The 14,216-nt window shown below is 67.9% G+C and carries 14 protein-coding genes; 7 read left to right on the top strand and 7 right to left on the bottom strand.

The genetic code is table 11. The features are described 5' to 3' along the window. Positions 1-8: 8 nt before the first annotated feature. Complete coding sequence (locus BARAN1_RS03685; protein ID WP_157959442.1) at positions 9-1,250, bottom strand: DUF4139 domain-containing protein; 1,242 nt, start codon at positions 1,248-1,250, stop codon at positions 9-11. A gap of 199 nt (positions 1,251-1,449) precedes the next feature. Between BARAN1_RS03685 and BARAN1_RS03680 the strand changes: the two genes are divergently transcribed. The 3 genes from BARAN1_RS03680 (at position 1,450) to BARAN1_RS03670 (ending at position 4,566) form a co-directional block, all read left to right on the top strand. Beyond that, on the top strand, positions 1,450-2,022 hold the full coding sequence (locus tag BARAN1_RS03680; protein WP_162297741.1) for a TetR/AcrR family transcriptional regulator: 573 nt from the start codon (positions 1,450-1,452) through the stop codon (positions 2,020-2,022). A gap of 10 nt (positions 2,023-2,032) precedes the next feature. Further along, entirely contained in the window at positions 2,033-3,538 is a 1,506-nt protein-coding gene (locus BARAN1_RS03675; RefSeq protein WP_157959441.1) for a radical SAM/SPASM domain-containing protein, read from the top strand. A gap of 74 nt (positions 3,539-3,612) precedes the next feature. Further along, positions 3,613-4,566, top strand: a complete 954-nt coding sequence (locus tag BARAN1_RS03670) for a patatin-like phospholipase family protein (protein WP_122030968.1) — start codon at positions 3,613-3,615, stop codon at positions 4,564-4,566. A 12-nt stretch (positions 4,567-4,578) separates the two neighbouring features. Here the strand turns inward: BARAN1_RS03670 and hflX are convergent, their stop codons facing one another. The 5 genes from hflX to BARAN1_RS03645 all read right to left on the bottom strand — a co-directional run bounded on the left by hflX (position 4,579) and on the right by BARAN1_RS03645 (position 9,732). Continuing rightward, positions 4,579-5,727: a GTPase HflX gene (gene hflX, locus BARAN1_RS03665; protein WP_122030966.1), complete on the bottom strand. Its 1,149-nt coding sequence runs from the start codon at positions 5,725-5,727 to the stop codon at positions 4,579-4,581. Further along, a complete protein-coding gene (murA, locus tag BARAN1_RS03660; protein ID WP_122030964.1) occupies positions 5,712-6,953 on the bottom strand; it encodes a UDP-N-acetylglucosamine 1-carboxyvinyltransferase in 1,242 nt (413 codons plus the stop codon). Before murA ends, hflX begins: the two co-directional genes overlap by 16 nt. Then, positions 6,950-7,792 (bottom strand): peptidoglycan DD-metalloendopeptidase family protein, encoded by an 843-nt coding sequence (locus BARAN1_RS03655; protein ID WP_122030962.1) that lies wholly within the window; start codon positions 7,790-7,792, stop codon positions 6,950-6,952. The genes murA and BARAN1_RS03655 overlap by 4 nt, the downstream gene beginning before the upstream one ends. After that, positions 7,785-9,026 carry a transcription termination factor Rho gene (gene rho / locus BARAN1_RS03650; protein WP_231944229.1) on the bottom strand — a complete coding sequence of 414 codons (1,242 nt, stop codon included), beginning with the start codon at positions 9,024-9,026 and terminating at the stop codon, positions 7,785-7,787. Before rho ends, BARAN1_RS03655 begins: the two co-directional genes overlap by 8 nt. A gap of 70 nt (positions 9,027-9,096) precedes the next feature. Beyond that, a complete protein-coding gene (locus BARAN1_RS03645) occupies positions 9,097-9,732 on the bottom strand; it encodes a glycosyltransferase family 2 protein (RefSeq protein ID WP_122030958.1) in 636 nt (211 codons plus the stop codon). A gap of 177 nt (positions 9,733-9,909) precedes the next feature. Between BARAN1_RS03645 and BARAN1_RS03640 the strand changes: the two genes are divergently transcribed. From BARAN1_RS03640 to BARAN1_RS03625, 4 genes are read left to right on the top strand one after another with little or no spacing between them, the layout of a single operon-like run. Next, positions 9,910-10,383: a PadR family transcriptional regulator gene (locus BARAN1_RS03640; RefSeq protein ID WP_122030956.1), complete on the top strand. Its 474-nt coding sequence runs from the start codon at positions 9,910-9,912 to the stop codon at positions 10,381-10,383. Continuing rightward, complete coding sequence (locus BARAN1_RS03635; protein ID WP_231944228.1) at positions 10,370-11,377, top strand: ATP-binding cassette domain-containing protein; 1,008 nt, start codon at positions 10,370-10,372, stop codon at positions 11,375-11,377. The genes BARAN1_RS03640 and BARAN1_RS03635 overlap by 14 nt, the downstream gene beginning before the upstream one ends. Continuing rightward, positions 11,374-12,156 carry an ABC transporter permease gene (locus BARAN1_RS03630; RefSeq protein ID WP_122030952.1) on the top strand — a complete coding sequence of 261 codons (783 nt, stop codon included), beginning with the start codon at positions 11,374-11,376 and terminating at the stop codon, positions 12,154-12,156. Before BARAN1_RS03635 ends, BARAN1_RS03630 begins: the two co-directional genes overlap by 4 nt. Before the next feature lie 15 nt (positions 12,157-12,171). Beyond that, the gene (locus tag BARAN1_RS03625; RefSeq protein ID WP_122030949.1) at positions 12,172-12,963 is read left to right on the top strand and encodes a sulfite exporter TauE/SafE family protein; all 792 of its coding nucleotides are present in this window, start codon (positions 12,172-12,174) and stop codon (positions 12,961-12,963) included. A 21-nt stretch (positions 12,964-12,984) separates the two neighbouring features. On the opposite strand, the gene BARAN1_RS03620 is transcribed toward BARAN1_RS03625, so the two are convergent. Then, positions 12,985-13,971: an adenylate/guanylate cyclase domain-containing protein gene (locus BARAN1_RS03620; protein WP_122030946.1), complete on the bottom strand. Its 987-nt coding sequence runs from the start codon at positions 13,969-13,971 to the stop codon at positions 12,985-12,987. Positions 13,972-14,216 lie beyond the last annotated feature (245 nt).

Below are 14,216 nucleotides of genomic sequence, written 5' to 3'. Positions count from 1 at the left end.
GCCGGTGCCTAGTACTGCCATTCCACGGTGTAGTGGACGTCCGCCGTTCCGCCCGCCGGCACCAGAACCCGGAACAGGACCCGTTGGGCATCGAGGCGCTCGTAGGGAAGGCTAGGGTCGATGATCGTCCATGTACCAGGGAGGGTCTCCACCACCTCGACCTCGACCGGCGCGTCCTTGGCCGAGCGAAGGGCGATCCGGTACGTGTCCCGGTAGAGGGCGTCCGTGATCCGTTGCCGCGACTCCTGGACCCGCTCCCCAGTGAGGTCGAACGCGGCCCCCACGGCGAGATCAACGTCGCTGCCGAGCGGGGTATGGCCGATCGCTGCTGCCCCCACGAAGAGCTCCTCCCCTTCGTCGTAGAACCGGATCTCGCCCGCGGGGAGGGGCGCAAGGGCGTTCGTGAACCGGACCCTCACCTCGACGGCCCCGCCGGAGAACCGGTAGGCACGGGTGAAGGACAGGGTCCCGCAGATGAACGGGGCCCACGCGACCCCGGGGGTGAGGTCGAGCGGTTCCGGGAAGGTGTAGCGGTGGTACTCGAACGCCGGAGCGGCTTCGTACTCGGAGGAAAGGGCGAGGGCCCGCACCCCCAGCCCTTCGGGGGCCTTCGCCGTCGGACGGTACACCTCACCGGCGACGAGCGAGACCTGCGCCCCCCTGAACTCGACCCCGGTCCGGTTCTCAACGGCCACCACTCCGCGCAACTGAAGCGCGGCGTCAGCGAGCGTGGCGGTGTAGGTCACGTTCCACGACAGGCCCTCGGCGAGGTACCGCACCCCGATCTCGGTCCGCCCCGGCTGGGCATCCCGGTACCGGACCTTCAGAGAGAGGTGGTCCACCAGCGGTGGCTCGACGGGCAACGGGGCCACGATCCGATCGTAGGAGGAGAGGAACATGAGGCCGTCCGCAGTGGCAAGGACGAGCCCCGGCCCCGTAGCAAGGAGGCGGCCCGCAAACCGTTCCCCGTGGGCGAACACCGTGACCCTGGCCCCGACGAGGTCCTCGATCGCGGTGCTGCCCCGCTCCAGGGGATCCACCCGGGCCACGGTCAACCCGTCCACGACCAGGCTATCCACGAGCATGGTGAGGGGGAGGCCATCAAGGAGGAGGTCCCCCTCCCAAGCCAGCTCCACTTCGCGCAGCTCGCGGACATACCCAAAGCCACCGGAGTAGAGGGTGACGACAGGGCTGCCCGCCGCAGCCACCGCTCCCAACACCAACACCCCAATCGCAATCATCCTTCGCATGGGGATCACCTACCTTGGCGCCATCTTACCCTGCGGACGGGAGTCCGCAACGGGCTTCTCCTCGCGCCGCACGGGGGGGAAGCCGTCGGCCGCCCCGGGGCCGCAGTCGGCTCCACCTCTTGACAAGGAAACCTCGATGAGCTATAGATATTGGGCCATGCGAACGAACGCTCGTTCTAAAGATCAAGAGAAAAGTGCATTGGAACGCAGACTCCTGAGCGCAGCCGCCCGCCTCTTCGCCGAGCGCGGCTTCCACCGGGCGGGGATCCGGGATGTAGCCCAGGCGGCGCGGGTGTCCATCGGCACCGTGTACCACTACTTTCGGAGCAAGGAGGCGATCCTCGAGTGCCTCCTCCGGGGGGAGATCGAACGGAGGCGGCGGTTTCTCGACGAGCTGCGGGCGCGGGGAGAGCCCCTCGAGGCTCAGATCCGCGCCATCATGGCGGAGCACTTCGCCCTGTTCCGAGAACGGAAGGACGTGGCGCGCCTGATCCGCCGCGAGTGGCTAGACCCGACCCCTGGCCTCCACGTCAAGACCCAGCGGATCTATGACGAGGGGGCCGGATACCTGGCCCAAGTGATCGAGGAGGGCATCGCTGCAGGGAAGATCCAGCCTTGTGATCCCGTGCTGACCGCGTACGCCATGTTGGGGGCGGTGGAGGCAGTGGCCCTGCGCCTCTCCGCGTCCGGAAAGTCAGCGGCGCGCGTTGCCGATCAGGCCGCTCAGGAACTCACGGCGTTCCTGTGGAGCGGGTTATGCCCAACCACATGAGGAGGTCAGGATGGAAACGGAAGCTTCTCCCGTTCCTCGGCGCGAACTGAAGCGGCCCGTGCTCGTCGCCCCCAGCCCCGGCGCGCTGCGCGCCCTGTTCCGGGTCCTCTCGGCCCGGCCGGTGCGGGGGAGCGCGGTGCGGCTGGCGGACCGGGCCGTGGGGGAGTTCCTCCGGCGTACGGACAACCTGCCGGGGGTGGCGCGGGACGAGTGGCTCACCCTCCGCTCCCTCCTCTACTCCTTCCACCGAGGGCTCAAGACGGGCACGATCTCCCCCCGTGCCTGGCAGGGGTTCCTCGAGTTCGCTGCCCACGCGTTGGGGCCGCACCCCGCCCGGGAAGCGTTTTGTAAAACGTACGGGCAGTCCCCTCCCGGCTTCCTCACCATCAGCCCGACGCGGGCCTGCAACCTGAATTGCACGGGCTGCTACGCGGGGACCGAGGAGAGCCCAGGCACGTTGAGCTTCAGCACCTTCGACCGCATCGTGCAGGAGATGGAGGACCTCTGGGGGGCACGGTTCGCCGTCATCTCGGGTGGGGAACCTTTCCTGTACCGAAGCGAGGGCCGCGACCTCCTCGATGTGGCGGAACGGCACCCCAAGCTCTACTTCCTCGTTTACACCAACGGCACCGTCATCGATCGGTCCGTTGCCAAGCGGTTGGCCGAAGTGGGGAACGTGACCCCGGCGATCTCGGTGGAGGGGAAGGCACCGACGACGGAACGACGGCGGGGGGAGGGGGTGTTCGCCGAGGTGGTGGAGGCGTTCGGTCACCTCCGCGCGGAAGGGGTCCCATTTGGGATCTCTATGACCGCAACCCGCGACAATTGCGACGAGCTCCTCTCGGATGAGGTGGTCAGGTTCTACTTCGAGGAGCAAGGGGCCCTCTACGGCTGGATCTTCCAGTACATGCCGATCGGCCGGGGGTACGACCTCGCCCTCATGGTCACCCCCGAACAGCGGCTGCGGCTCCAGCGCCGGATGTGGGACGTCATCCGGACGAAGAAGGTCTTCCTCATGGACTTTTGGAACAGTGGGACGGCCTGCCATGGCTGCGTGGCAGCTGGGCGGTCCGGTGGCTATTTCTACATCAACTGGAACGGCGATGTGACCCCCTGCGTGTTCATCCCCTACGCGGGAGCGAACATCCACCGCCTTTACGCGGCGGGGGGGACGATCAACGACCTCATGAAGATCCCGTTCTTCGCGGACATCCGCCAGTGGCAGCTGGGCTACGGCTACAAGACCAAGCCCGAGGCAACCCGCAACCTCATCCGTCCCTGTCCTCATCGGGACCATTTCGACTTCCTCCTTCCCCTGATCAAACGGCACGGCCCACAACCGATCAACCGCGAAGCGCAGATGGCCCTGGAGGACCCGGCCTACATCCAGGGGCTCCTCGCCTACGGGGCAGCCTGTGCGGAAGTGCTGGATCCGGTGTGGGTTCGCGAGTACCTCGACCGGGAGGCAGACCGCGTGGCCGGGGTCCCCGCGGAGGCGGTCGCGCAGCAGCGGTGAGAGAAGGGCTCGTCGTGGGGCGACGTCCGACCGGGCGAGGCCGCGGCGTTCGCGCTCAGGCGGGGGAGCGTGGGATGACGGAACAGAATCAAACGAAGATCGGGCTTGCGCTCGCGTCGGGTGGGGCGCGCGGGGCGGCCCACGCCGGCGTCCTCAAGGTGCTCGCCCAGGAGGGGATCCCAATCTCCGCCGTGAGCGGGTCCAGCATCGGGGCCGTGGTGGGCGGATCCTACGCGGCGGGGCTATCGCCGGAGCGGATCGAGGAAGAGTGGCTGAACACGGACCTCCCCAAGGTGGTGCGGAGCTTCCTCCCCACCTTCCCCCGCGCCGGGCTGAGCTCGGGCAGCGGGCTGCGCAGCTACCTCCGCTCCGCCCTCGGGGACATCCGGATCGAGGACCTCCCCGTTCCCTTCGCGGCGGTGGCATGCGACATCGACACGGGGGAGGCGGTCGTGCTGCGGGAGGGGCCCCTGGTGGACGCCCTGCGGGCCTCTTCCGCCATCCCCGGGATCTTCCCGCCCCTCCGGTGGGGGGACCGGTTCCTCGTGGACGGTGGCCTCGTCGAACCCCTGCCGGTGCGCGCGTGCCGTGACCTCGGAGCAGAGATCGTGATCGGGGTGGACATCGTCCCCGTCCCCCGGCCCCTGAGCGCCGAGCGGCACCGTCCCGGGCGACGCCTCCCCGCCCGCTTGGGGAAGGAGTTGAGCGCCCGGACCTTGGTGGCAGCAACCGTGGCCAGGCCCCGCGACGAGGCATTCGGGGAACAACCGGGTGCGGGGCGTTCCGTCCCGGGGATCTACCGCATCCTCAACCAGGCGGTGGCCATCCTTGAGCAGGAGATCGTGCACCTCAAACTCGCCCTCTGGCCGGCCGACCTCCTCGTTCGGCCCGACCTATCCTCCGTCGGGGTGAGCTACCTCCACGCTGCGGAGGGGGTCCGGGCAGGAGAGGAGGCGATGGAGGCTTCCCTCCCGGCCCTCCGCCTCCTGATCGAACAAGCCACCCGGGCCGCGGAAAGCGAACGGTGAACCCCTCTCGCCTCAGCCGCGGCTGCGAACCGTGAGGATTGAGTCCAGAGCGGAGAGGAGGGATGCCATGTTTCCTCCGGTCTTCGCGGACACGACGACGTGGGGCACCGCTTCCCTCTCCAGGGCCGCGAGGCGCGCTTCCTGTTCCTGAGTGGAGACGAGGTCGAGCTTGTTGAGCACGTGGAGGGTTGGAGGGGGGACCCGGTCCGGGCCCAGCACGTCGGCGATCACCTCCCGCACCACCCGCAGGTGATCCTCCGCCGCGGGGGCAGTCACGTCGAGGACGAGGAGGAGGGCCGCGGCATCGCGCACCGCGCCGAGGGTAGCCTGGAACGCCGGCACGAGCTCATGGGGCAGGTCCCGGATGAACCCCACCGTGTCCGTGACGAGGGCCTCCCCGGTGGGCCACGCGACCTGCCGTACCCGCGTGTCGAGGGTCGCGAACAGCTTGTCCTCGACCAGGACATCGCTCCCCGTGAGGCGGTTGAAGAGCGTGGACTTGCCGGAGTTCGTGTACCCCACGAGCACGACCTCGGGGGGGCCAGCGCGGCGGCGGCGCGCCTGCTGGATCGCTCGATCCTGGGCCGCCTTCCGGAGCTCGTGGCGCACGACCTGGATCCGGTGGCGGACCGCCCTCCGCCCCTGCTCGAGGCGCGTCTCCCCGGGGCCGCTCGTCCCGATCCCCGCACCGGGGTCGGTGAGGGCCTGCCCCCAGCCCCGCAGCCGCGGGAGGAGGTACTCGAGCTGGGCCAGCTCCACCGCGAGGGCGGCCTCCTTCGTCCCCGCCCGCTGGGCGAAGATATCGAGGATGAGCTGGGAGCGGTCCACGACCTTGAGTCCCGTTGCCTCCTCGAGGTTGCGGGCCTGGGCCGGGGAGACCTCCGACCCCACGACGAGCGTGTCCGCCTGAAGGCTGTGCCCGAGGTCGCGGATCTCGCCCGCCTTCCCCCGCCCGAAGAACGTGCCGGGGTGGGGGTGAGGCTGGTGCTGGACCACGGTTCCCAGAACGAGGACGCCAGCGGTGGCGGCAAGAGAACGGAGCTCCGCCATGCGCTCTGTTTCGTCCGACCCAGGCGAGACAACGTCGACGAGGAGGACCCTCTCTCCACCGTAGGCCCGCGCCCGCCGCCCGAGGTAATCCTCGATCAGCCTGTGGCCCATACCTCCGCGCCCAGGCCCCGCAGCTTCGCCGGAAGATCGGCGTAGCCGCGGGCGATGTGCATCTCCCCGCGGATCGCGGTCCTCTCGTCCGCGGCGAGGGCGGCGAGGATGAGGGCCGCCCCGGCCCGGATGTCGGTCGCCTCTACCTCCGCCCCGTGGAGCGTCTCCACGCCGTCGGTGAGGACGGTGTCCCCGCTCACCTGGACCTGGGCCCCCATCTGCGCCAACGCCCCGACGTAGTTGAACCGGGATGCAAACACGGTCTCCCGCGCCGTGGACCGGCCGCGAGCGGTGGCGAGGAACGCGATCAGCGGCGGCTGCAGGTCTGTCGGGAACCCCGGGTAGGGGAGGGTCTGCACGTTCACTGCCTCCGGCCGGCCCTCGACCCCCACCGTGATCCGGTCCCCGTTCGTCTCCACCCGCGCCCCCGCTTCGCTGAGCTTGGCGAGGAGGGCATCGAGGTGGTCAGGGCGCGCGCCCTCCACCGTGACCTCGCCGCGGGTGATCGCCCCGGCGAGGAGGTACGTCCCGGCCTCGATGCGGTCCGGGATCACGCGGTGGGTCGCCCCGCCGAGCGTCCTCTGTCCCCACACCGTCACCCGGTCCTCGTGCCAGGTCACCTCCGCTCCCATCGCCGAGAGGAGCCAGCCGAGGTCGACCACCTCCGGCTCCCGGGCCGGGTTGACGACCGTCGTCGTCCCGTGAGCCAGCGCGCCGGCGAGGAGGAGCTGCTCGGTGGCGCCAACCGAGGGGTAGTCGAGGTAGACCGTGGTCCCCCGCAGGCGCGGGGCGTGGGCGTGGACCATCCCCCCCCGAACGTCGAACGTCGCCCCCAGCTGCCGCAGCCCGACGAGGTGGAGGTCCACCGGTCGCGGGCCGATCGCGCACCCGCCGGGGAGGGGCATCCGACTCTCGCCGGTGCGGGCGAGGATCGGCCCCAGGGCGAGGAACGACGCCCGCATGCGCTGGACGAGCTCGGCTGGCGCCTCGGGGGCGAGTTCATCCCCGCCACGGAGGAGGATCACCGAATCCTGCCACGTGACCTCCTTCCCCACCGCCTGGGCCAACGCGACCGCCGCGTCCACGTCGAGGAGGTGGGGGACGTTCTCGAGGACCACGGGCTCGGTGGTGAGGAGGCTCGCCATCACCGCGGGCAGGGCGGCGTTCTTCGCGCCCGCAGCGCGCACGGTCCCGCGCAGCGGCCGCCCGCCCTCGATCCCGATCACGGGAGGAACAGAAGCGGGTCCACGGCCACACCGTCGCAGCGGACCTCGAAGTGAAGGTGAGGACCGGTGGAGAGACCGGTGTTGCCTGAGCGGGCGACGACCTGCCCGATCTCCACGAACTGCCCGACCGAGACGAGGAGCTGCGACAGGTGGCCGTAGTACGTGGCGTAGCCATCCTCGTGGTCCACCACCACGAGGAGGCCGTACCCTCCCTCCCACCCCGCGGTGACGACCCGCCCCGACGCGGCCGCGTGGACGTGCGTTCCCTCGGGAATGGCGAGGTCAACCCCAGAATGAAACGAGGAGACACGGTAGATGGGGTGGATGCGGGGGCCGAACGGGGAGGAGATCGGGCCGCGGGCGGGCCAGGAGAACCGCGTCGCCTCACCCTTGCCCAACGCCAGTGCCGTGGCCTGGGGGACGACCGGAGGGACGGGGATGAGGATCCGCATCCCGGCGGTGGGTTCCCCAGTCAGGCGGTTGGCGAGTCGGATCGCAGCCTCCGCGACCTCGTAGCTCTTGGCGATGTCAGCGAGCGTCTGGCCAAGTTTCACCGTGTGCAGGACCCCCCCCGTGGGGAGGACGAGTTGCTGACCAGGCCGCAGGCGGGACGGATCCACATCGTTGCTGGCGATGAGGTAGTCGAGCGGCACCCCGGCCTGCTGGGCGATTCCGGACAGGGTGTCCCCGGCCTGGACCGTGTACGTGGACCACGTGGCCTGAGTCGCCGCGATCGGGAGGACCGGCCCGCCGACGGACGCCGGCGGGAGGAACGAGGCCAACAGCAAGGGGAAGAGCAGCAACGCCAACGCTGCCGCGAGGAGGGGGTTCTCACTCACTGTTCATCAGCTCCAGGAACTGCTTGTTCGTTCGCGTCTGTTCCATCTTGCTCTTGATGAACTCCAGCGCTGCTCCCGGGTCCGGCATCTCGATGAGGAGCTTACGGAGGATCCACACCCGGCGAAGGACATCTGGCTGGAGAAGGAGTTCCTCTTTTCTCGTGCCCGATTGGACGAGGTCGATCGCCGGGAAGATGCGGCGGTTGGCGAGATCGCGGTTCAGAACGAGCTCCATGTTCCCGGTGCCCTTGAACTCCTCGAACACCACCTGATCGAGGCGGGACCCCGTGTCGATGAGGGCGGTGGCGATGATGGTGAGGGACCCACCCTCCTCGATGTTCCGGGCGGCGCCGAAGAACTCCTTCGGCTTGTAGAGCGCGGTGGGGTCAATGCCGCCGGAGAGGAGCTTCCCGGAGGGGCTAATCGAGAGGTTGTACGCCCGCCCAAGCCGGGTCAGGGAGTCCATGAGGATCACCACGTCGTACCCCGACTCCACGAGGCGCTTCCCCTCAGCAGTGGCGAGCTCGGCAATGCGCGTGTGGTGTTGCGGTTCCATGTCGAACGTCGCCGCGATGACCTCCGCCTTCTTCACGGATCGCCGAAAGTCGGTCACCTCCTCCGGCCGTTCGTCCACGAGGAGGATCAGGAGGCGCACGTCGGGGTGGTTCGCCTCGATCCCATGGGCGATGTGCTTGAGGAGGGTCGTCTTCCCGGCCTTGGGGGGGGACACGATCAGGCCACGCTGCCCCTTCCCGATGGGGGCGAAGAGGTCGATCATCCGCGTCGAGGGCTCATCGGGGTCGTGTTCGAGGACGAGGTGTTCGTTGGGGTGGAGCGGCGTCAGCTGCTGGAAGTCCACCCTCTTGCGCACCTGCTCCGGATCGAGCCCGCTCACCTGATCCAGCTTGAGTAGGGCGAAGTACCGCTCACCCTCCCGCGGTTGGCGGACCGGACCGCGGATGAGGTCGCCGTCCTTGAGGCCGAACCGCTTGATCTGCGACGGGGACACGTACACGTCGTACCGGCTGGGGAGGCAGGAACGCTCGCGGAGGAACCCGTACCCGTCGGGCATGATCTCGAGGATCCCTTCCACCACCAACTCCTGCCGTTCAGCCAGGGCGCGCATCACGGCAAGCTCGAGCTCAACGGAGGAGAGGTCGCCGGTTCCGTCGACCCCGAGGGACTGCGCTAGTCCCGTCAGCTTCTCCAACCCCAGACTGCGGACCTCGCTCATCTCCATGGCACATCACCCCTGACGATCCAGTTCGTACGGGTCGCGGAGGCCAGAGCCTCCGCCCCCCTCGTCACAGCTTGCGGAAGAACGACCGAACGACATCCCAGTACATCGCCATCCGGTCGGTGAACCCGAGCCAGAACCCCCGCTTCTCCTCCTTGCGGATGTGGCTCACCCCACTCAGCATGACCTTTTTCGTCCGCCATCCTTCCTTCAGCGCCAGCCGTGTCAGCGCGGTCTCGATGCCGAACTCGGTGTCCTCCACCGCGCCGCGGGCCCGCTCCCAATGAGCGCGGGACATCACCCTCTGTCCGGACAGGAACCCCGCGATCCGCTGCGAGAGGTCGGTCCCAAGGCGCCCATCGCAGAACACGCCGATCACCACGTCGGCGTCCCCTGCCCGGTAGGCATCCACCATCGTCGCGATGTGCGACGGGGTGAGGCCGGTGAGGTCAGCATCGAGGAACAGGAGAACGTCACCGCGGGCCTCTTCCACCCCAGCGGCCATCGCCGCCGCCTTGCCGCGGTTCTCCGGCAGGCGGACCAGGCGCACGCCGAACCGCTCCGCTTCCGCGGAGGTCGCGTCCGTGGACCCATCGTCCACGACAATGACCTCGTCCACCGCGGGCGAGGAGGTGAGGGGGGCAAGCACAGCCGCGATGCGTTCCGCTTCGTTGAATGCTGGAATGATAGCGGAGACCTTCATGGGGTATCTTGATCTACAAAAGCGCAGTATAGCGAGGGCGCCCGCTCGCTGCAACCTGCCCACCACCGCGCGCCGGCGGAGACGGGCAGGGAACCCCCCTCCTCCGGCCGCAGCGGCGAAGCCTTGACGTAGGAAGCCGGGCGGGCATAATCGGGCCCGATATATCGGAGCCGAACAATGTATCCCGTGTATCCCGGAGGATTATTGCGCCATTGGACCTTGCGCCTCCTCTCCGAAGGGGAGCGGACGGGTTATGACGTCATGCGCGAGCTTGGGGTCAGGGTGGGCTGGCGGCCCTCGCCGGGCTCGGTCTACCCGCTCCTTCAACTGCTCGCCGATTCCGGCCTCATCCAAGGCCGCCGCGAGGGGGACCGGACCCTGTGGTCCCTCACCGCGGCCGGCCAGGACGCGTTGGCGGAATCCGCGGCCAATTGTGAGGAGTGGGTCAGGCGGTTTGGGGAAGCGGAGAGATTCGTTGGGACCGCGATCGGGGAGGACTGGCCGTGGGGCATCATGCCTCGCCTGGCCTCGCTCCTCCTCCGCGCCTTTCAGGAGGGCAAGGGAGAACGGGCCCTCGCGATCCTCGGGGAAACGTTTGCCAAGCTCGAAGGGCTCGCGGAGGTTCAGAATGAAAGACATGATCGAAGTTGAGGAACTGACCAAGATCTACCACGACAACCTCGTTGCCGTGGATGATATCTCGTTTGCGGTCGGCGAAGGGGAGATCTTTGGCTTTTTGGGCCCCAACGGGGCGGGGAAATCCACGACCATCAAGTGTGTGATCGGCCTCCTCCGCCCCACCCAAGGGAGGATCCGGGTCCACGGGGTGGACGCTATCCGCCATCCAGGAGCGGTGAAGCGCTACATCGGCTACGCCGCCCAGGAGACCGCGATCGACGATCGGCTGACGGGCTGGGAAAACCTCTACCTCCAGGGCCGGTTCTTCCATCTCTCCCGGGAGGAGGTCCTCGCGCGCGGGCGGGAGATCCTCGAGCTATTTGGCCTGTGGGAGAGGAGAAGCGACCTCACGGAGACCTACTCCGGGGGGATGCTCAAGCGCCTGGATATCGCCATCGCCCTCATCCATCGCCCCCGGATCCTGTTCTTGGACGAGCCGACATTGGGCCTGGACGTTCAGACCCGAGCGGTGATCTGGGACTACATCCAGAATCTCCGGACTGAGCACGGGATGACGATCTTCCTCACCACCCACTACATGGAGGAGGCCGATGCCCTCTGTGACCGGGTGGCGATCATCGACCACGGGAAGATCGCGGCCCTGGACCGCCCCGGCGCCCTCAAGGCCCAGATCGGCGGAGATGTGATCACCGTCAGGTTCCTCGACTCCGGGCCGGCGACCCTGTCCCTGCTCGAGGCGATCCGCTCCCTTCCCGAGATCGTGGAGGTGAGCCAGGCCGAGGATGGCATTCAGCGGATCGTGGTCCGCCAACACGGCGACCAGGTGATCCCGGAACTGTTCTCCTTGGCGGTTCAGCACGGGGTGAGGATTGACTCCGTGCGCCTCAAGCGGCCATCCCTGGACGACGTCTATCTCCACTTCACCGGCCGGGATATCCGCGAGGAAGGGGGATCGCGGGAGGAGCTCCACCGAGCTCGCCGCGCCCAAAGGAGGCTGCGCCGATGACCCTTCTCTCCGATGTTTGGTACGTCGCTTGGCGGGAGCTCATCAAGTTCTTCCGGGCCCGGGTGCGGCTCATCATGACCGTGATCCAGCCGGTGATCTGGCTCGGGCTCATGGGGAACATGATGCAGGGCTTGACCCAAAATCCCATGGCGGTCCAGATGTTCGGGACGGAAAACTACCTGGCGTTCATGACCCCGGGGATCATCCTGATGACCGTCCTCTTCGGGGGGGTGTTCGCCGGGATGTCCATCGTCTGGGACCGGCGGATCGGATACCTGGAGAAGCTCATGGCTTCCCCTATCTCCCGGGCGGCGATCCCGTTCGGGAAGATGCTCGCCGCCGCGATCCAAAGCGGCATTCAGGTGCTGATCATCGTCCTCATCGCCTACGCGCTTGGGGTGCGGTTCGCGGCCGGCTGGGGCGGGGTGGTGGTGATCCTGGCGATCGCCATGTGCTTCAGCCTGATCCTGAGCGGGCTTTCCCTCGCACTTGCCGCCACGATCAAGGTTCAGGAGACGCTGATGGCGATCGTGAACTTCATCACCATGCCCCTCATGTTCACCAGCAACGCCCTGTTCCCCAAGGAGGCCATGCCCGGCTGGCTGGCGGCGATCGCGAGCGTGAACCCCGTCTCCCACGCGGTGGCCCCGCTCCGGGAGCTCACCATCTCGGGCTGGAACTGGGCGGGGATGGCCCCCAGCTTGGGCGTGGTGGTCGGGTTAGCCATCGCCTTCATGGCCGTGGCCCATTTTGCCTTCCGCCGGGCCACGGTGGAGTAGTTTTCCCGGAAGGCCATGATCACTTCCATTTTGGTCACGCTTTTGGCCGGGTGGGGGGCAGGGGTGGTCACCGGGATCATCGGGGCCTCAGCGGCCACGGTGGTTGTCCCCATGCTTGTAACCTTTCTCGATTACGAGGCATACCAGGCGATCGGCGTAAGCCTGGCCACCGATGTGATCGCTTCTTTGGTGGCCGCATTGACCTACGCCCACAATGGCCGCGTCAAGTTTCGCGCCAGCCTTCCCATGGCCGCCGCCGCGGTGGTCGGCGTATTGATCGGGAGCTGGGGGTCTACGTACATCCCCTCGGCGAGCCTCGGGGGGGCGACCGGAATCATCATCCTTCTCATGGGGATCAGCTTCATGCGGAAGCCCATCAATGTACGGGCCCAGGCATTCAAGGAACGCGTCGATCTTTCGCTATTTAAGCGGCACAGCTCCGTGTGGTCCGCTCTCTTCGGGCTTGGGATCGGGCTCATGTGCGGCACGGTCGGAGCCGGAGGAGGAGAGGCCATGTCCTTGATCCTCCTCTTCGTCCTCGATTATCCCGTTCACAGCGCGGTGGGGACGTCGGTACTGATCATGGTGTTCACCGCGTTCACCGGCGCTGTAGGCCACAGCCTCTATGGGCCATTTCCCATATCCGCCGCCTTGATCGGGGCGGCCGGTGGGGCGATTGGGGCCTGGATGGCGGCACGGTTTGCCAACCTAGCCTCCGAAGAACGGCTGGGGAAGGTGATCGGGGCCGCGTTCCTCGTCCTCGGGATCATCACCACGGTGAGCGAACTCGTGCTCCCCCACGCCTAACCCAGCGAGGTCGACCCCGACCTATTGAACCAGACCCGCCTTGAGCTGAGATAGCTTCGCGACGAACTCGGCGGCAAGCCAGGGATCCACGTCCTTCGGCCCCAGCCGGATCCCGCGGTGGCCACGGATTTTCACGGTGAGCGTGTTCCGGCTGAACGAGGCAGTGACGTCCGTCAACGGATGTTCGAGCCCGAAGCCGGCCTGGAACAGGGCCCGATCCACCATCTGGGGGATGCGCCGTTCGAGGAACCCCACCGTCTGGTTGGTGAGGAATCCGCGCAGGCCCCGACGGCGCCCGGCGCGGTCGGAGAGGAGCTTCCGGACGAGCTGCACCTGCTCTTGAACTGCCTTCCCCAGTTCCACGACCAGGGCGTCCTTGGTCAGGACCAGGTTCAGACGTCCCTCCTTCGTCGTGATGCGGGCGATCTCGTCGCGCCAGATGAGCTCGTAGATCTCCTGAGGTCCAAGCCCCTTCAGTTCGTGGATTCCGAGGTAGAGGTAGCGGATCCCTTCCCCGGCGGTGCGCTCGACCACGGACGGGGAGACGAGGATCTGGCCGCCCCGTGCCCGATCCGCCAGGCGTTGGGCCAGGTTGACCACGAAGCCGAACAGGTCGCCGTCCTCCTCAATGGGGGTTCCCCAGGCGATCCCGATCCCGCTGGTGACAGCGTCATCGGGATGGGCCACGTTGCGGCGGGCGACCTCCTCCTGGATCCCCTTGGCGCACAGGACGCCCGCCGGCGCCGCGGGGAAGGCGGCCATGATCCCATCCCCCAACGTCTTCACGACCCGGCCGCCGTGCTCCGCCACGCGGCCCTCGGCGAGGGTCGTGAACGCCTTGGCGAGGCGGTAGGCCTGCTCGTCCCCATGTTCGCGCGTGTAGGAGGTGAACCCGCGGATGTCGGCGAACAGGATCGCCTGCCCGGGCTTCTCCGGGCCTCCCCCTTCGCGCGCGCGATGAACACCGGGCGCAACCGCGGGCGGATCCATCGAGGGGCGGACGTCCACGGGAAGAGTGTGATGGGATCCGCAGTGGCGGTCAAGGGGGCTGCGGTCCACCCTGGCTTCCGATTCGGGGGACGCGCTCGATCGGCACGGCCAGGCTACGGCCCTCCCGCCCGGACCGGACGACCGCGAATGGGCTGAGGCTGTTCAGCTCGATCGATCCTTTTTCACTGTCCGGCCGCAGGTTCACGCCTCCCCCCCTCCGCCTAGCAACCGGGTCGAAAGAGACCAGCATCTGCGCTCCCCAA

Source organism: Candidatus Bipolaricaulis anaerobius (assembly GCF_900465355.1).
Taxonomy (GTDB): Bacteria; Bipolaricaulota; Bipolaricaulia; order Bipolaricaulales; family Bipolaricaulaceae; genus Bipolaricaulis; species Bipolaricaulis anaerobius.
The sequence above is the reverse complement of the archived record's forward strand: the minus strand, read 5'-3'. Positions and strand labels throughout refer to the sequence as shown.

Bases quoted from the DNA above. Each gene is read 5' to 3' on its own strand.
- BARAN1_RS03685 (WP_157959442.1), bottom strand. From the start codon at position 1,250: ATGCGAAGGATGATTGCGATTGGGGTGTTGGTGTTGGGAGCGGTGGCT.
- BARAN1_RS03675 (WP_157959441.1), top strand. From the start codon at position 2,033: ATGGAAACGGAAGCTTCTCCCGTTCCTCGGCGCGAACTGAAGCGGCCC.
- BARAN1_RS03670 (WP_122030968.1), top strand. From the start codon at position 3,613: ATGACGGAACAGAATCAAACGAAGATCGGGCTTGCGCTCGCGTCGGGT.
- hflX (WP_122030966.1), bottom strand. From the start codon at position 5,727: ATGGGCCACAGGCTGATCGAGGATTACCTCGGGCGGCGGGCGCGGGCC.
- rho (WP_231944229.1), bottom strand. From the start codon at position 9,026: ATGAGCGAGGTCCGCAGTCTGGGGTTGGAGAAGCTGACGGGACTAGCG.
- BARAN1_RS03645 (WP_122030958.1), bottom strand. From the start codon at position 9,732: ATGAAGGTCTCCGCTATCATTCCAGCATTCAACGAAGCGGAACGCATC.
- BARAN1_RS03640 (WP_122030956.1), top strand. From the start codon at position 9,910: ATGTATCCCGTGTATCCCGGAGGATTATTGCGCCATTGGACCTTGCGC.
- BARAN1_RS03635 (WP_231944228.1), top strand. From the start codon at position 10,370: ATGATCGAAGTTGAGGAACTGACCAAGATCTACCACGACAACCTCGTT.
- BARAN1_RS03630 (WP_122030952.1), top strand. From the start codon at position 11,374: ATGACCCTTCTCTCCGATGTTTGGTACGTCGCTTGGCGGGAGCTCATC.
- BARAN1_RS03625 (WP_122030949.1), top strand. From the start codon at position 12,172: ATGATCACTTCCATTTTGGTCACGCTTTTGGCCGGGTGGGGGGCAGGG.